The 17175-nt window shown below is 65.3% G+C and carries 13 protein-coding genes; 7 read left to right on the forward strand and 6 right to left on the reverse strand.

Going from position 1 to position 17175, the window contains the following annotated elements; translation table 11 throughout:
• Positions 1-409: 409 nt before the first annotated feature.
• Entirely contained in the window at positions 410-1843 is a 1434-nt protein-coding gene (locus tag T31B1_RS11200) for a sodium:solute symporter family protein (RefSeq protein ID WP_353249553.1), read from the forward strand.
• Between the two features lie 153 nt (positions 1844-1996).
• Here the strand turns inward: T31B1_RS11200 and T31B1_RS11205 are convergent, their stop codons facing one another.
• From T31B1_RS11205 to T31B1_RS11220, 4 genes are all read right to left on the reverse strand, one after another.
• Complete coding sequence (locus tag T31B1_RS11205; protein WP_353249554.1) at positions 1997-3361, reverse strand: amidase; 1365 nt, start codon at positions 3359-3361, stop codon at positions 1997-1999.
• Positions 3362-3589, reverse strand: coding sequence for a hypothetical protein (locus T31B1_RS11210; RefSeq protein ID WP_353249555.1), 228 nt, complete (start codon positions 3587-3589; stop codon positions 3362-3364).
• Positions 3586-4590 (reverse strand): TRAP transporter substrate-binding protein DctP, encoded by a 1005-nt coding sequence (gene dctP, locus T31B1_RS11215; protein ID WP_353249556.1) that lies wholly within the window; start codon positions 4588-4590, stop codon positions 3586-3588. Before dctP ends, T31B1_RS11210 begins: the two co-directional genes overlap by 4 nt.
• Before the next feature lie 395 nt (positions 4591-4985).
• Entirely contained in the window at positions 4986-6581 is a 1596-nt protein-coding gene (locus T31B1_RS11220) for an MBL fold metallo-hydrolase (RefSeq protein WP_353249557.1), read from the reverse strand.
• A 278-nt stretch (positions 6582-6859) separates the two neighbouring features.
• Here T31B1_RS11220 and T31B1_RS11225 point away from each other — a divergent pair, with 278 nt between their 5' ends.
• Complete coding sequence (locus T31B1_RS11225) at positions 6860-9013, forward strand: 5'-nucleotidase C-terminal domain-containing protein (protein WP_353249558.1); 2154 nt, start codon at positions 6860-6862, stop codon at positions 9011-9013.
• A 227-nt stretch (positions 9014-9240) separates the two neighbouring features.
• Here T31B1_RS11225 and T31B1_RS11230 read toward each other — a convergent pair whose 3' ends face one another.
• Positions 9241-9618, reverse strand: a complete 378-nt coding sequence (locus T31B1_RS11230; protein ID WP_353249559.1) for a hypothetical protein — start codon at positions 9616-9618, stop codon at positions 9241-9243.
• Positions 9619-9968: 350 nt separating this feature from the next.
• Here T31B1_RS11230 and T31B1_RS11235 point away from each other — a divergent pair, with 350 nt between their 5' ends.
• Together T31B1_RS11235 and T31B1_RS11240 are read left to right on the forward strand one after the other, a co-directional pair.
• On the forward strand, positions 9969-12317 hold the full coding sequence (locus tag T31B1_RS11235) for an ExeM/NucH family extracellular endonuclease (protein WP_353249560.1): 2349 nt from the start codon (positions 9969-9971) through the stop codon (positions 12315-12317).
• Between the two features lie 56 nt (positions 12318-12373).
• A complete protein-coding gene (locus T31B1_RS11240) occupies positions 12374-12943 on the forward strand; it encodes a hypothetical protein (RefSeq protein WP_353249561.1) in 570 nt (189 codons plus the stop codon).
• A 97-nt stretch (positions 12944-13040) separates the two neighbouring features.
• On the opposite strand, the gene T31B1_RS11245 is transcribed toward T31B1_RS11240, so the two are convergent.
• On the reverse strand, positions 13041-13250 hold the full coding sequence (locus tag T31B1_RS11245) for a hypothetical protein (RefSeq protein ID WP_353249562.1): 210 nt from the start codon (positions 13248-13250) through the stop codon (positions 13041-13043).
• A gap of 187 nt (positions 13251-13437) precedes the next feature.
• On the opposite strand from T31B1_RS11245, the gene T31B1_RS11250 reads away from it, so the two are divergent.
• From T31B1_RS11250 to T31B1_RS11260, 3 genes are all read left to right on the forward strand, one after another.
• Positions 13438-14199 carry an SRPBCC family protein gene (locus T31B1_RS11250; RefSeq protein ID WP_353249563.1) on the forward strand — a complete coding sequence of 254 codons (762 nt, stop codon included), beginning with the start codon at positions 13438-13440 and terminating at the stop codon, positions 14197-14199.
• Entirely contained in the window at positions 14196-15377 is a 1182-nt protein-coding gene (locus tag T31B1_RS11255; protein ID WP_353249564.1) for a zinc-dependent alcohol dehydrogenase, read from the forward strand. Before T31B1_RS11250 ends, T31B1_RS11255 begins: the two co-directional genes overlap by 4 nt.
• A gap of 399 nt (positions 15378-15776) precedes the next feature.
• Positions 15777-17171 carry a TrkH family potassium uptake protein gene (locus T31B1_RS11260; protein ID WP_353249621.1) on the forward strand — a complete coding sequence of 465 codons (1395 nt, stop codon included), beginning with the start codon at positions 15777-15779 and terminating at the stop codon, positions 17169-17171.
• The last annotated feature ends 4 nt before the right edge of the window (positions 17172-17175 follow it).

Genomic DNA, 17175 nt, shown 5'->3' on the forward strand with positions numbered 1-17175 from the left:
TCGACCTCGAATCGTGCGATCGCCGATCGACACGCCGTCGCAGTCAATTGCCGTTCCACGCCGCCCGCCGCGGCGGGCAAAGCCCGACCATATGCGGGGGAAGGTTCGGGCAGGCACTGGCCGACGCACGATTCAACGACTGGCCGGCCCGAGCGGTCCGGTCGACACGATTGAGCCAGTACAGGGGTGGTATCGGCACGTTCTACACAGCGGGCCTCGACAAGGCGAACACAACGCCGAGCTCCGCTCGGCCCACAGGCCCGCATCAGGAGATGACATGGAATCTTGGACATTCGTCGCTTTCGGGATCAGTTCTGCCGTGACGCTCGCGCTGGCCGTGGCCGCACTGTTATTCACGCGAAAGGACTGATTCGCACGCCGTCAAGGCACACAACCCAGGGGGCCCCATATGATATTGAACTGGTTGTTACTCGGCGTATCGGCGACGATCCTGATCGCCCTGTCGCTTTACTCCATGCGCATGGCTGGCGACAAGGACGAATCCGGCTTTCTCGTGGCCAACAACTCGCTCGGCCCCTTCGTGGCGGCCGCCACGCTCGTGGCCACCGGCTACAGCGGATTCGTGTTCATCGGCTCACCCGGTGTGGCCTATGAATACGGCTCACTGGAGCTGTTCTCCAACAGCTTCTATACCCCGGCGTTTCTGGTCGCGACCCTGTTCTTCGCCAACTATCTCCGCCGCAAGGCCGCGACGCTGGGCAGCCGAACCATTCCGGAGTATATCGCCCAGACCCACTCGGATGGCTCTGCCGGCCGCTGGCTGCGCGGCATCGTCGCGGTGATCATTATTCTGTTGCTGAGCGTGTTCCTGGTTTCACAGATCAAGGCGATCGGCCTGCTTGTCTCCGGCTGGCTTGGGATTTCGCCGACCGCCGGTGCACTGTTGATCACGCTGCTGGTCATTGGCTACACCATGTTCGGCGGCCTGCGAGCCGTCGCCTGGACCGATGCCGTCATGGTGCTGGGCATGGCGCTCGGATCGTGCGTGATCGGCTACGTGGTGTTCGTACAGGTCGGCGTCGGCGAACTGATCGGCCGTCTGGATGCCATCGATCCGGCGCTGGCCAATCCCACCAGCGGCGCGCCCTATGGCGACAGCCCGGCATCGGCCGTGCTGCTGTTGCCCTATGCGTTCCTGTGGGCCGCTGCCCTGCCGTTCATGTCGGTGCGCTTTCTGGCGATCAAGAAGGATGTGAGCATGGCGCGGGTCGGCATCTGGGTGACCATCCTCGGACTGCTGCTGAACTTCACCCCGCTGGCCGGTCTGTATGCCAAGGCCTACTATCCGGATCTGCCCTCGCCCGACCTGGCCATGCCGACATTCCTGGAACACGGCGTCAATCCGCTGGTATCCAGCGTGATCACGCTGTTCATCCTGTTCGCGATGAAATCGACTGCCAATTCGCTGATGCATACCGTATCGACTGCGTTGTCTTACGACCTGCGCTCGGCCCTGGGCCAGCGCACCGGCTTTACCACGACCATGACGTTCAATCGCATGATGGTGCTGGTCGTGGGCTTGTGCAGCTTCATGGGCATGGCCTATATGCCGCCGGTAATGATCCTGTGGCTGGGCATTCTGGGTAACGGCACGCTCATGGCATCGCTGTTCGGCGTCACCCTGTGCTCGACCTTCTGGCAGGGCAACAGCATCGGCGCGCTGAGCTCGATCGCGGCCGGCTTCGGGGTCAGCGCGTATCTGCTGCTGGGCAGCGATATCGGCTGGGTGCAGGGGCCGCTGTACGGGTGTGTCGCATCGGCTGTCTGCTATGTCGGTGTGAGCCTGGCCACGCGTCGCGCGGTGGCGCCCGCGGTCAATTGACCGCGCGGCCGGTCGCCGCGAACGGCGGCCGGCCCTTGGCGCTTGATCAGGCCCCGCCGATGCGCCACGGCGTGTCGTTTCGGCCGAACGTACATTGCCCCGGGGTCGACCGGGCTCTGCGCAGCCCGACGAGTGCGGGATCGCTCCGGCCGGCTAGCCGAGCGGCGGTGCCATCCGATGATGGCCTTCCTCGTCCTCGAAGGCGTGCGCAACCGCCAACAGACGTGCTTCGTCGCGGGGCCGACCGATCAGCTGGATACCAATCGGCATTCCGTGGCGATCGCAGCCGGCCGGGGTGACCAGCGCCGGCAGGCCGAGAAAGCTCACCGGTCGTGTCAGCGCCGAGATCCGCTCAAGGTTCACACGCATGCGCTCGCCCGAGGCAGCCGATACTTCGTCGGCGCGGGGTGTCATGCAGCGCATTGCTGGAGTCAGCAGCACGTCGCAGGCGGCCAGCGGGCCATCGAGTGCTGTCTGCAGCGCGTGCGTACGCAGCTTTTGCGCATACACGTAATCGGCCGCGCTGACGGTCAGACCCTGCATCAGGCGTGCGCGCAGCTGTTCGCTGAGCTGGCGGGGACCGGCTGCAAAATGATCGATATGCAAGGCCGCCGCTTCCGATTTCCATATGACGTCGGCGTAGTGCGGGTAATCGGATGGGTCCTCGATATCGACGCTGCGCACCTCGAATCCGCAGCGTGAGAAAGCAGCCAGTGCACGCTCGAACGCCTCGGCCACATCGGGATCGAGGTCGTCGGTGAAGTACCGTGACGGCACACCGAGCACACCTCTTGCGGGCGCCTCCAACACCTGTCGCTCGTGGCGGGCGCCACTCAGGATATCCATGAGCCGCGCCACATCCCGACTGCTGCGAGCGAGCGGGCCGGGACAGTCGAGACTATCGGACAGCGGCATCAACCCATCCACCGACAACAGTCCCTGTGTCGGCTTGAGCCCGACGACGCCGCACATCGCCGCTGGCAGGCGCACCGAACCGCCGGTATCGGAACCGAGCGCACCGAACACATAGCGCGATGCCACCGCGACCCCGGAACCGGAGGACGAACCGCCGCTGATACGGGCCGGGTCGAACGGATTGCAGCAGCGCCCGAAATGCGCGTTGTGGCCGGTCGGGCCCATGGCGAACTCTGCCATGTTCAGACGTGCCAGGCTCACCGCGCCCGCGTCGTCGAGACGTTCGAGCAGCACGGCCGTGCGATCGGCCCGCCGGTGGTGCTCCGGGGCGGCGCCGAAGCTCGATAATTCGCCGGCCCGGTGATACATATCCTTGTGGGCCAGCACGATCCCGTGCAACGGCAAACGCAGCTTGTCGTGGAGACCATCCAGCATCCGGGCCTGTTCCAGCGCACGCGTGCGCTGAATGTCAATCACGGCATTGAGCGGACCGTCGGCGGCCTGGATCCGTTCGAACGCTTCGGCTACCAGCGCCTGCACGGTCAGGCGCCGCGCGCCCAGTAGATCGGCCACTTCGCACAGGGTCAGGTCAAGCGCCGACATTCACCGCCCCCCAACGTCGACGAGCCGGTCGAATGCGCTCGGCGAGACGTCATCCAACGCACCGTAATGCATGCGGGCGCGGGCGATGAGCTGTTTGCTACGGGCGAATTCACTGGCGAACCAGGCCGCGGTATCGGGATCCGCTTCGAGCCCGCACGCGCTGTAGAGCAGCGCCTGCGCCGTGGCCGTGTCGGGCGACCAGCCCGCGGCGTGCCGATCATCGTTCACTCGAATGCCCCCATTTGTGTCTCGAACTGCTGCCACGCTTCGGGGTGCTGGTCAATCCAGCGATCACGCACCGACTGGGCGGCCTGGATGAACTCGTCGCGGGCCGGACCATCAAGCACCGTCAGCTTGCCGCCCCGCTCAACCAGCGCATCCAGCGTCTGGCGGTCGAGCTGCTTGGATTGCTCCCAGCTGTTGGCCACGAACTCTTCGGTGGTTTGCTGAACCACGGCCTGCAGGTCCGGCGGCAGACTCGAAAACCAGTTGTCGTCCATGAGAATGGCGTAGGTGACCAGGCTCAACCCCGGCACGAGGGTGGCGTAGGGCGCGGTGCTCAAGCCGACCATGTCCCAACCGCCGGATGAAGTGAGGATGCCATCGATGACGCCCTGCGACATGGCGGGCCCCATTTCCGATGCGGGCATCGACAGGGACTGGGCTCCGAACTGATGAAGCAGATCCAGCATGACGCGGCCCCCGGTCGCCCGTATCTTCTTGCCCTTGAGATCGCTCATGCGCTCGATCGGCTCGGATCGGGTGAGAAAGAACAGGTCGGCCGTTCGGGTGACACCGAACACCCGAATCCCCAGCGGCTCGAGATAGCTCGACAGATAATCCCCCACGGCCGCCGGCGCGCCGTCCTGCATCATCATCTGATCGTCAATCACGAAGGGCAACGTGAGAACGCCGGTCTCGGGGGCGATCGTTTCGATACGCACCGACACCGGCCAAACCATATGCACGCCGCCGGTGCCCAGCGCGGCGATCGCTTCCTGGTCGTTGTACAGGCTGGCGCTGGAAAACACCTTGGCATTGATCCGCCCGTCCGAGCGCGCGTTGATCTTGTCCGCCAGGTCTTCCATCTGGGTGACCGTCCAGTGGCTGGACACCAGCTCGTTGGTCATGACCATGTCGTAGGTCTGCTGGGCGTAGCCGGCCTGGGCAAAGACCGTCCCGACCAGCATCGTCCATATGAAAAGAATCCGCCCCTTGTATAGCCGCATGCGTCTGTTCTCCCTTTTGTCCGTACATTCGAACAATAGGAACATTACCAGAACAATCCGAAAGGAACCGCAATCGGGGCGGCGCTGTTTCTTCAAGCCGAATCTCGACAGGGTCAGTTGCGGATCATGCCAGCGGGATCGACGGCCGGGCCTGGCACTTCGGCGACAATCCCCTCAATGCGTTTAGGCATCGTCCGAGCCCGCGTGTCACGCAGCTGGGCCTGTTGCGACCGTGGGCGCCGATCAGCACGCCGTACAACCCGTATGCCCTCGTCATATCGTCCCGGAGTCCGCTCTGTTTGCGGCGCCTGCGACCGATCAAACCCTGTCGGCACCCACGCGCCCATTCAGTAAACGCCGGACACTTTTGGACAACGACCCGTTGCGGGTACCGCTCAGCGGGTGCTGGATCGACGCCGAGCCAGCAGGGTCGCAGTAGAGAGGCTGCGACGTTCGATATCGGCCGCGTCCAGCTCGTAGACCTGGCGGGTGCGGGCAGGCTCGACGCGTTCGATGGGCCGATCGCCGGGCTGTGCGGCGTTGACGCGCTCGCGCACCCGGTCGGCGAGCGCCTGCTGCATATCGCGATCGCCGTGGTTGAGCCAGACCGTGGCCGGCGATGGCCGCTCGGCGTCGGTTTCGAACACGAAGCGCAGCAGCGCATCGATATCGCCGTGGCCGGAATAATAGTCCCCGAAGTCCACGATACGCGCTCGCACGCTTGCCGGCTCGATCCGGAAACGCCCGAGTGGCAAGGGTTCGTCGGGCCAGTCGCCGGCGCCCAGCCGTCGCAGCCGCCCGGCGCCGGTATCCGGCGGCGCGTAGCCGCACAGCACGATGGTGGCCGCGGGATTGCCGATCTGGTCGGCGATGAAATCCACGATACGACCGCCTTCGCACATGCCGCTGCCCGCCAGTGCCACCACCCGGCTGAGCGTGGCGTCTCGCAGTGCCCGCAACGTGCCGCCGGGAGCCCGGTTGCTTGCGACCCGGCGCCACAACGCCGCCAGATAATCGTCGACCGCGGACTCGCTGGCCACGCCCAGGCGATCGGCCAGCTGCGGGTTGCGATATCGCGGCCGCTCACCCGTCCGGTCTGAGACCAGCAAATCGGCGAACACTTCGGTCATGCGCACGGCCAGCGGCGAATCCAGGGCCAGCCAGCGCGGCCGCCCGTGACCGTCGGGCCGCCCGACCGCGCTGTTGCGCAATACGTAATCCAGATCGAACCACAACTCCTGGGCTCGGTGGATGGCAAAGCATGGTGCGACGACCGGGCCACCGCCACGAGCGTCGCTGTCGGCCAGGACGTCGGTCCACGCGGCCATCCGCTGCTCGAACGACTTGTACGCCGGCGCACGCGCCGGCTCCGCACCGCGAGTGGACTCGACCACCATGTAGTCGGCCTCGCCCGGCACCGCCTGGCCGGCGAGCAGCGATTGAAACGGGTTGGCCGGCGTATTGCCGCCGACATCGCCGCTAAATACGATCGCGCGCTGACGGCCGACCAGATTGCGCCAGCCCAGCGTCACCGCTACCGCGCCGAGGATATGCGCGCTGCGATGGAAGGTCAGCGTGATCCCGTGTCGGCGTATCGGCCGGTCGAAGACGAAGTCGGGGTGGCGGTCGAGGGGCTGGAAATCGATCAGTTCGACATCGTCGGCGTCGTATTCACGCGAGAATTTGGCGGCGTCCAGCAGCGCCAGACGGGTGAGCCAGGCCGTGGCCTCCGTGCAGTAGACCGGGCCGCGGAATCCGGCGCGGTGTAGTTGCGGCAGACGGCCGGAGTGATCGCGATGTGCATGAGTGAGCACGACAAAATCCAGCCGGCGGGCATCGAAGCCCAGGCGCGGCGCCCCGTCTGCGAAGCCTGCGCCTCGCTCGGCGTGCGCGCCGCAGTCCACCAGGCATCGCAGCCGCAGACGCTCGTCGACGAGCAGACAGCAGGAACCGGTCACCGCTTCGGCGCCGCCGATGAAGCTCAGCTGCATGACACCGGGCGCGCGATTCCTGTCGTAAACGGATGATGTAGACAGCGGTACATGACACCAGAGTACCGCTGTAACGAACAACAGGATGCAATCCGCTGTATCGCACCCGCATCCCAGCGCATTCGGGCATGCCCGATATAGCCTGCGAGTCCGGGCCGTGGGCACGCCCGCGTCGATGCCCGCCCGTGGTTGTCATGCGCTTGTCATGCCCCGGTCAAGGAACTGTCGCCTCGCGTGGATAGATTGCCCCGGACCAATTACTGCGTCGGGGGACATTCATGCGCTCGCTATTTTCATCCGCCATGGTCAGACACGGCGTTGTCGTCGTCTGCCTGTCACTGGGGCTTTCGGCCTGCTCGGACGACGATCACAACGACTCGGTACAGACAGACACGCCGGCACCCGCACAGGAGCCCGCCTACCGACTGCAACTGCTGCATTTCGCCGATATGGACGGATCGACGGCGGCACTGGACAACGTGGCCAACTTCTCGTCGCTGATCCACGCGTTCGCCGGTGAGCCGGCGCTGGCCGATCACACCCTGGTTCTCAGCTCGGGCGACAATTTCATCCCGGGCCCGCGTTTCTTCGCGGCCGGCGTGGCGACGGACGACACCACCGATGCACTGGGCGTGCCCGGAAACGGCCGCGGCGATATCCTGTTCCTCAACCGGTTCCATACCGTGGCCTCGGCGGTGGGCAATCACGACCTCGATCCCGGGACCGAAGCGTTTGCAGCAATCATCGACGCCGACGGCGATTACCCGGGCGCCGCCTTTCCTTATCTGTCGACCAATCTGGATTTCTCTACCGACAGCGCGCTGGCCGATCTGGTCGTCGCCGACGGCGGCCCGGCCTCCGACGGCGCCGGGCGCGTCACCGGTTCGGCCACCGTCGTGGTCGGCGGCCAGACGATCGGGCTGGTCGGCGCCAGCACGCCGGCGCTGGCGAGCATTACCTCCACCGGCGGCATCTCGATTTCGCCCGACGGCTTCAGCATGGACGAGGCCGGCTACGACGCGCTGGCCGCCGAAATCCAGCCGGCAATCGACGCGCTCGTGGACTCGGGCATCGACAAGATCGTCGTCATGGCGCACATGCAGCAGATCGCCATCGAGAAAGCCCTGGCCAGCCGGCTCAAAGATGTCGATATCATCATTGCGGGCGGTTCGAACACGCTGCTGGCCGATAGTGACGACGTGCTCCGCGACGGCGATCGCGCGGTCGACGATTACCCGCTGGTCTTTGCAGGCCCGGACGGTTCCGCCACGCTGGTGGTCAACGTCGACGGCGACTACAAATATCTGGGCCGTCTGGTCATCGACTTCGACGCCGACGGCCACCTGCTGACCGATACGCTGGACACGACCGAAAACGGCGCCTGGGCATCGACCGACGCCGTGGTGGAGATGCTCGCCAACCGTGGGCTGGACACCGCGGCCGACACGCAGGTGCTGGCCGTGCAGAGCGCACTTCAGGACGTACTCGCCGACCAGGACGGCAACGTACAGGGCGTGACCGACGTCTTTCTCGACGGGCGTCGTACCCAGGTTCGTACCGAACAGACCAACCTCGGCAATCTGACCGCCGACGCCAATCTGTTCTATGCACGTCGCGTCGAGCCGGACGTACAGGTGTCGCTGAAGAACGGCGGCGGCATCCGGGATGCCATCGGCCAGGTCGTCGTACCGCCGGGCAGCACCGGCGAGACCGAGTTCCGCCCGCCGCAGGCGAACGATTCGATCGGCAAGCCCGCTGGCGGGATCTCCCAGTTCGATATCGGCGGCGCGCTGCGCTTCAACAACAGCCTCACGCTGATCACCGTGACCGCCGCCGAGCTGCGCGACATCATGGAATACGCCGTGGCGGCCACCGAGCCGGGCGCTACCCCCGGACAGTTCCCGCAGATCGGCGGGCTGCGTATCGCCTTCGATCCGGACATGACCGCCCGCAGCGGCGGCCAGATGAACCTGGGCATGGCCACCACCGGCAATCGCATTCGCGAAATGGCGCTCATAGACGCCGACGGCGAGGACAGCCAGACCCTGGTGGCCGGCGGCTCGCTGGCGGTCGCCGCCGACACACCGATACGCATGGTGCTGCTGGCTTTCACCGCGGCCTGCATACCGGGCGACAACTACGAGGCCGGCCAGCAGGAATGCGGCGATGCATATCCGCTCGTGAATCTGTCCAATCCCCAGCGTGTGGATCTGGACCCGGCCACCGTGATCGACCCCGACGCCGTCGATACCGGCTACGACCCGGGGCTGTCCGGCTTCGCGGCCACGGGCACCGAGCAGGATGCGTTCGCCGAATATCTGCAGGCCCGCTACAACCCGGACAATGGCGGCAACGCGTTCGACGTGGCCGAAACGCCGGTCGCCGAGGACACACGTATCGTCAACCTCGCCGCCCGTCGCGACACGCGATAGGCGATCACCCCTATCCACCGGCTGCCGGCAGCGTGTGCTGCCGGCGGCTTTCCTGTGGTCGGGGCCGGCAAGCAGCCGCGGTCCGCGGGTACTGGGCCGGTTTGGCGCACCGGCTGGGCTCGACCTCGGCCAGGCGCTCTATAAAATACGGCGACAAGACTCAGCGGCCGGCAAACCGCTCGGCTTGCAAAGCCAGGCTTGACCTGTTCGTCGCCCGGCGCGACGTGCTAGCGGGTAACGCTTGGCTGCCGGTTGCGGTGGCCGCCGATCATCGACCGGTGTGTGTCCCGCGGCCTGGCGACAGCCGGAGACCGGCGCCCGACATCCGCCGGCACGAGTTCCAGATGACGCATCCAGTACTGTCTCGCCGCGGCCGTGAACCAGGCTCTCGGTACGCTGGTGAAAACATACACGAGATAGTCGCGCCCCGACAGATCGATCAATTCGCAGACGTCGCGATAGGTGCCGGAAACCATCACGCGAGTGGTGATCCATTCGCGGCGCATCGAGCCTGCGGCCGGCGTGCCGGCACAGTATTTCGTGCCCATCTGGCGCAAGAATGCCGCCAGCGCCTGGGGATGAAGCTCGTTGTTGGAAATCATCATTCACCTCGCATAACCGCAAAGACTCGGGCCGTTCATACAACGTGGCGGCCCCCGCTGGACGCGCTACCCGCAGCCGGGCGGCCCGTCGAAGTGCGCACAGTCTGCGCGTGATCTGTGAAGCCTCTGCGACAGTCCGGGGCGGGCCACCGTCCGACCCGCTCGCAAGACCGGACGGCGAGAGTCGAATGCGCTCGACGGGCGTGGCGAACGGCCCCGGTGACGGCAACACCACAAAGCTGTGCAGGTCCGGCCGACGGCCACCGGCTCGTTCACCGCATCGTCCGTAGCAAGTCCGCAACAATCGTCAGTCACGCTGCATCGACCCAATCCAAATTGTCAGGGAGACAATCGTGACCACGTTCGGACGATCCGGGCTCGTCGTCGCATGCACACTGGGCGTATTCGCGCCGGTCGTGCATGCCGCGCCCAGCCTTTTCTTCAGCGAGTACGTCGAGGGCAGCAGCTATAACAAGTCGCTGGAGATCTACAACCCCACCGACAGCGACGTCGAGCTGAGTGACTATTCGATTGCCGTGTATTTCAACGGCTCACGTGATGCCGGTGCCACGATTGCTCTGGCCGGCACGTTGGCGGCCAAGGACACCTTCGTGTTCGCCGACGCGCAAGCCGATGCGCGCGTCGTCGCGGCGGCCAACCAGACCTACGGCGGCTCGCTCTACAACGGCGACGATGCCGTGGTGCTGGCCAAGGACGGCGTGCCGGTCGACGTCATCGGCCAGATCGGCGTCGATCCGGGCTCGGCGTGGGGCTCGGGCAGCGTCACCACGCAGAATCATACGCTGCGCCGCGACCCCACGACGACCACCGGACGTGCCAACGGAGACAGCCCGTTCGATCCGGCCGATGAGTGGACAAGCTACCCGGCCGACAGCTTTGCCGATCTCGGCTCGTTCGGCGACACTACGCCCCCGGCGATGGTCGCCTTCGGCAGCTGTGGCGAGGCGGCCACGCCGATTCACGATATTCAGGGCGACACGACCGACTCACCGCTGATCAACGAGATGCAGGTCGTCGAGGCGATCGTCACCGCGGTATACGCGGGATCGAATGGCCTGGAGGGCTTGTTCGTTCAGGCCGGGGACAGCGAACGCGACAGCGATCCGAACACATCCGAAGGCCTGTTCGTGTATACCGGCGACGCGAACGATATCGCCGCCGGCGACTTCGTGCGCGGCCAACGTGTACGGCTGCGCGGACAGATCACCGAGTTCAACGGCCTGACCGAACTGCGACGTACCGATCGCGCGGCGATCTGCGGCAGCGGCTATACCGTCTCGCCGTCGCTCGTTACCCTGCCGTTTGCCAATCTGAACGCGCCCGAAGCGCTCGAAGGCATGCGTGTGACTCTGCGCCAGCGTCTGACCGTTTCTGGCAACTACACGCTCGGGCGCTTCGGCGAAGTCGTGCTCTCCGCCGGCGGGCGTCTGCAGACACCGACCAATATCGTACCGCCCGGCGCGCCGGCGCGTGCACTGGCCGCGCAGAACGCCCGCAACCATGTGGTCCTGGACGACGGCCTGTCCAGCGAGAACCCGGATCCGGTGATCTATCCGGCGCCCGGGCTGTCGGCGTTCAATACGTTGCGTACCGGCGATGCCGTCAGCCGTATCGAGGGCGTGCTCAGCTACGGCTTCGGGGAATGGCGTATCCAGCCGATCGCCATGCCGATCTTCGACCCGGTCAATCCACGGCCGAGTGCGGCCGATCTGCCCCAAGGCGGGAATCTGCGCGTGGCCAGCGCCAACGTGCTCAATTATTTCAACGGCGACGGCCAGGGCGGCGGCTTTCCCACCGCGCGTGGCGCAGACACGCCCGACGAACTGGCCCGACAGCAGGCCAAGCTGGTGGCCGCCATCGACACCATCGCGGCGGACATCGTTGGCCTCATGGAGATCGAGAACGACGGCTACGGCCGCGACAGCGCGATCCAGACGCTCGTCGACAGCCTGAACGCGACCGCGCCCGACGGCACCACCTATGCGTTCGTCGACCCCGGCAGCGCGCGCCTGGGCACCGATGCCATCGCCGTCGGGATGCTCTACAACAGCCAGCGCGTGAGTCCGGTCGGCGAGCCGGCCACGCTCACCACCACGCCCTATGTGACCGGCAATCGCCAGCCGCTGGCCCAGACCTTCGCGACGGCCAACGGCGGCCGTATCACGATCGCGGTCAATCATCTGAAGTCCAAGGGCAGCTGCCCGGCCGCCAGCGATCCGAACGCCGCTCAGGGCGACGGCCAGGGCTGCTGGAATGCGTTGCGCACCCAGGCGGCACGGGATCAGATCGACTGGCTGGCGGGTGATCCGACCGGCGGCGATACCGACAACGTGCTCGTCATCGGCGATCTGAACGCCTATGCACAAGAGGACCCGATCACCGCGTTCGAACAGGCCGGCTATCGCGCCCTGCTCAAGCGGGCCGACGGTTCGCTCTACACGACCTATGTCTTCGATGCCCAGAGCGGCGCACTGGATCACGCCCTGGCCAGCCGCGCGCTGCAGGCCCGTGTGCTGGCCGCGGAGCCGTTCCGAATCAACGCCGACGAGCCGCCGGCACTCGACTACAACGTCGAATACAAATCGCCGGGCCAGGTATCGAATTTTTACAACCCGGGTCCCTATCGCGCCTCCGATCACGACCCCGTCGTGATCCAGCTCGATCTGGCGGCCGCCCCGTGAGGCGGCCGCACCAATCCAACGTTTTTCAACCACCCCACAATCAGGGAGTCCTGCTCATGCCCCGTATCGTTCATATCACCTGTCTGCTCGGCCTGGTCCTTTTCGCCTCAGCCAGCGCCCACGCCGGCATGATCCGCTTTTCCGGTTCGGTCACCGGCTTTGAGGATCTGTCCGGCAACGCCATCGCCGCCCCCGTATCCCCCTTCGCCATCGGCGATACCTTCCAAGGGTTGCTGAGCGTAGTCGACCGGGCGCTGGCGCCCGGCGCCAGTTTCGGCAACGCCGATATCCTCGATTACCGGTTCAGCGTGGGCTGCACATCGCTGACCAATGCCCAAACCTCGATCGGCGGCACGCTCAATGCCGACGGCACGGGACTGGCGGATTTTCTGGCCTTCACTGGCGTGTCGCCGCTCGGCCCGAATTGCAGCCTGTGCTCCGCCGAAATCGACGAAAACGGCTTTTCGGTTCAGAACTTTTTGGCGGGCGGACGTATCGTCGGCGAACTGACGGCATCAATCGGTACGCCGAGCGCGGATGTGCCGGCACCCGGCGGGCTGCTGAGCCTGCTCAGTCTGGCCATGATCGGCGGTCTGAGCTGGATCCGTCGGCCGCGCATGCGCTAGGGCCGATCGGCCGGGCGATATATGCCCGGCTGCATCATATCGAGCCGGTCGGCCTAATACGGGTCGACCGGCTTTTTCACAAGCTGCGGTCGGGCGCTCAGTCGAACAATGAACGCAGCGAGTGGCGAATCCGCTCGTACAGCGAACGGCGGCCGCGTGTCGGCGGGCCGTAGTGGAACAGCGCACCGAGGGTGAGCGCCACCCCGACGACGGCCACGCCGGTGATCAACGGATGTCGACAGACCTCGTCGAGCGCTCGCTGCGCGGTCAAAGGCCGATCGGTCCGGTGATCGAGTCTGGTATTCATCGACAACTCTCCTTGAATGGCGCCTTGACCGGCACCGCGGCTTCCGGGGCGTCGCGACGACGACCGCCGAGATGGTTCGTGGGTTCAGTGTATCCATGAACGACACCGCCCGCGTCAGGGTTTCCACCGAGGGGCGCCGCCGCCGGCGCGCGCTACATTGAGCGCTACGTCCCTACCGAGACCGCGTATGTCTTCACGCCGACCCGACGACTCTGATACCCACGAGATGGCCTATCTGGACAGCGACCGGGAGCGAGAGCGCCAGCGCAGTTTGGCGCTCATGGCCAGCGTCGGCACGCTGATGGTGGCGCTGCGCCGCGGCGGGTTCAGCGGCGCGCTGCTGGGCGCTTTCAGTGGGCTGCTGGCCTATCGTGCATCCACCGGCCGCGGGCTCAAGGGCACGGGAACGGATCTGGCACGACGTGTCGAGCGCACGCTCACCGGTCACCGCGCGGGCCCACTGGAGCTCTCCGCGAGCGTGATGGTCCGGGCCGAGCCCGACAAACTGTATGCGTTCTGGCGCGACTTCTCACGGCTGCCGGAGATCATGCAATCGATCACCGCCGTCGAGACCACGGCCGACGGGCATACCCGCTGGCATGCGATCACACCGACCGGCCAGACCCTGCAATGGGACACCGAGATCATCGAGGACGTACCCGACCAGCGTATCGCCTGGCAGAGCCTGGAGGGCGCCGACGTGCCCCAGCGCGGAGAAATCCGCTTCGTGCCCGGCCCGCCGGAGCGCGGCACCCGGGTTGAACTGGACTTGCGCTATACCCTGCCGCACGGTTTGCTTAGCGCGGCACCGCTGAGCTTTGTCAACGCGCTGTCGCGTGAAACGGTGCGAGAGGATCTGCGCCGGTTCAAGCAGGCCATGGAAACCGGCGAAGTACCTACCGCCGCAGTGCACGCCGAGCACCACGACGCCAGCGAGCGACCGTCGTGAGGGCCGTCTGCTGGCACGGCGCGCACGACATGCGTGTGGACACAGTGGCCGATCCGCGGATTCTCAATCCGCGCGATGCCATCATCAAGGTCACCGCCACGGCGATCTGCGGTTCCGATCTGCATCTGTACGGCGGTTTCCTGCCCGGTATGCAGGCCGGCGATATCGTCGGCCACGAATTCATGGGCGAAGTCGTCGAACTCGGCTCGGCGGTCGCCAATCTGTCCCTTGGCGACCGGGTGGTGGTGCCGTTTACCATCGCCTGTGGACAGTGCTATTTCTGCGACAGCGGCTACCATTCGCTGTGCGACAACTCCAACCCCAATGCAGGCGTGGCCGAGAAGATGTGGGGTCAATCGCCCGCGGGGCTGTTCGGCTATACCCATATTCTGGGTGGCTATGCCGGCGGACAGGCGGAATACGTTCGTGTGCCCTACGCCGACGTCGGCCCGATGAAGGTACCGGAATCGGTATCCGACGAGCAGGCATTGTTCTTGACCGATATCTTCCCCACCGGCTACCAGGCGATTGCCCAGTGCGATCCGAAGCCGGACGACACCGTGGCCATCTGGGGTTGTGGGCCAGTCGGCCAGTTCGCGATTGCCAGCGCGAAGATGCTGGGCGCGGCTCGCGTGATCGCGATCGACACCGTGCCGGAACGCCTGGATATGGCAGCCCGGCAACACGGCGCGGAAACGCTGGATGCACGCGAAGTGGGCAACACGCTACGGCTGGTCGAGCGGCTGCGCGACATGACCGCGGGTCGAGGGCCCGATATCTGTGTCGATGCGGTAGGCCTGGAGGCGCATGGCGTGGGCCTCGAGTACTGGTACGACAATATCAAGCAGACCCTGCAGATGGAGACAGCGCGTCCGATCGTGCTCCGTCAGGCGATCATGGCCTGTCGCAAGGCCGGTACGGTATCGATCCCCGGCGTCTACGGTGGCATTGCCGATAAGATCCCCGTAGGCGCATTGATGAACAAGGCGCTGACCGTCAAGACCGGCCAGACTCATGTCCAGCATTATCTCAAGCCGCTGATGGACCACGTCGAACGCGGCGATATCGATCCCAGTTTCGTGATCACTCATCGCATGAGGCTCGACCAGGCCCCGGAAGCCTACCGGATGTTTCAGGCGCGTCAGGACAATTGCATCAAGGTGATGATGCGTCCCTGAGCCGCGACTCGATCGTCACCCGTACGCGGACCGGCTCGCCCACAGCCGTCGAGATCTTGACGGCGTGCGGCGGCGCGGCCCGGCAAGCCGCGATCGTTGCGGTCGCGGCATGTGCCGCAAGCCGTTTCGATTCGGCCGCCGGTGCATATCCTTTGCGTGCCGAGCCTTACGGGAACCGCCGGGGTTGCGCACGGGCCGATGCCAGTCCGTTTACGGCCTGTTAACGCAGCGATCGGTCACTGGCTATCGAATTTAAACAGCGGCTACATCGACACTGGCTGGCCCACACGCAACGCCACGTATCGAGTGAAACCGGCACGCCTGAAACTGGGTTTCGACCACTACTGGGCCGCGGTGCAGCGCGTGATCGGCGTGCTGCTGATCTTCTTTTCGGCGGCCATGCTCATACCGGCGATGATCGCTCTGGCTTACGGCGACGGCGGATTCGAAGCGTTCGTGCAGAGCTTCGGCATCGGTCTGGCCGCGGGCCTGTTGCTATGGGTGCCGGTGCGTCACGTGCATCGCGACCTGAGAATCCGCGAAGGCTTTCTCATCGTCACGCTGTTCTGGCTCGTGCTCGGCCTGTTCGGGGCCTTGCCGTTCGTGCTCGCCGCCCGACCGGAGATGACGTTCACCAACGCGGCCTTCGAGTCCGTCTCCGGGCTGACCACCACGGGCGCCACTGTTCTGACCGGGCTCGATACCCTGCCGCACGCGATCTTGTTCTGGCGCCAGCTGCTGCACTGGATCGGCGGCATGGGCATCATCGTACTGGCCGTGGCCATTCTGCCGATGCTGGGCGCCGGCGGCATGCAACTGGTCAAGGCTGAAACACCCGGCCCGATCAAAGACGACAAGCTCACACCGCGTATCAAAAAGACTGCCGCTTCGCTGTGGTGGACCTACACCACGATCACCCTCGCCTGTGCCGCCACCTACTGGGCACTGGGCATGGAGCCCTTCGATGCCATCACGCATGCGTTCGCCACCCTGGCAACCGGCGGGTTTGCCAACTATGACACCAGTCTGGCGTATTTCCAGAGCGATGCGATTCTCGTCGCCGCCATCGTGTTCATGGTCATCTCGGGGGCCAGCTTCTCGCTGCACTTTCTGAGTTGGCGCACCGGCAGCCTCCGGCCGTACCTGCGCAACCTCGAATGCCATACCTATCTGGCGATCCTCGGCACCACCAGCTGTCTTGTCGCCGTCGTGCTCTATGTTCAAGGCATCTTCGAGATGCCCGGCGAGGCCATGCTGCAGGCTACTTTTCAGGTGGTATCGATCATGACCGACACCGGCTTTGCCAGCACCGATTTTTCCGTCTGGCCGAGCTTCGTGCCCGTACTGCTGATGCTCATTGCGTGCATTGGCGGCTGTGCGGGCTCGACGTCGGGCGGCATCAAGATCGTGCGGCTGGTACTGCTGATCAAACAGACGCGACGCGAGCTGCTCGGGCTGATCCACCCAAGTGCGACCTTCTCGATCAAGCTCGACGATCGCGTGCTCTCCGATCGAGTCGTGAAGGGCGTCTGGGCCTTCTTCTTTCTATATGTCGCCGGCTTCGCGGCCATGGTGCTGCTGCTGATGGCGCTCGGGCTGTCTGGGCTGACCGCGTTTTCGGCTGTGGCTGCGTGTATCAACAACATGGGCCCAGCGCTGGGTGCGGCCGCATCCAACTTCCTGCCGATCGATGCGCCAGCGAAGTGGCTGCTGATCGTGGCCATGATCGGCGGCCGCCTGGAGATATTCACGCTACTGGTGATCTTTACGCCAGAGTTCTGGCGGCGCTGGTAAATTC

Origin of the sequence: Salinisphaera sp. T31B1 (genome assembly GCF_040361275.1) — a bacterium.
Classification (GTDB): Bacteria; Pseudomonadota; Gammaproteobacteria; order Nevskiales; family Salinisphaeraceae; genus Salinisphaera.

Coding starts and splice junctions, on each gene's coding strand:
- T31B1_RS11250 (WP_353249563.1), top strand. CDS start 13,438: ATGTCTTCACGCCGACCCGACGACTCTGATACCCACGAGATGGCCTAT.
- T31B1_RS11200 (WP_353249553.1), top strand. CDS start 410: ATGATATTGAACTGGTTGTTACTCGGCGTATCGGCGACGATCCTGATC.
- T31B1_RS11225 (WP_353249558.1), top strand. CDS start 6,860: ATGCGCTCGCTATTTTCATCCGCCATGGTCAGACACGGCGTTGTCGTC.
- T31B1_RS11260 (WP_353249621.1), top strand. CDS start 15,777: ATGCTCATACCGGCGATGATCGCTCTGGCTTACGGCGACGGCGGATTC.
- T31B1_RS11230 (WP_353249559.1), bottom strand. CDS start 9,618: ATGATGATTTCCAACAACGAGCTTCATCCCCAGGCGCTGGCGGCATTC.
- T31B1_RS11220 (WP_353249557.1), bottom strand. CDS start 6,581: ATGCAGCTGAGCTTCATCGGCGGCGCCGAAGCGGTGACCGGTTCCTGC.
- T31B1_RS11245 (WP_353249562.1), bottom strand. CDS start 13,250: ATGAATACCAGACTCGATCACCGGACCGATCGGCCTTTGACCGCGCAG.
- T31B1_RS11240 (WP_353249561.1), top strand. CDS start 12,374: ATGCCCCGTATCGTTCATATCACCTGTCTGCTCGGCCTGGTCCTTTTC.
- dctP (WP_353249556.1), bottom strand. CDS start 4,590: ATGCGGCTATACAAGGGGCGGATTCTTTTCATATGGACGATGCTGGTC.
- T31B1_RS11205 (WP_353249554.1), bottom strand. CDS start 3,361: ATGTCGGCGCTTGACCTGACCCTGTGCGAAGTGGCCGATCTACTGGGC.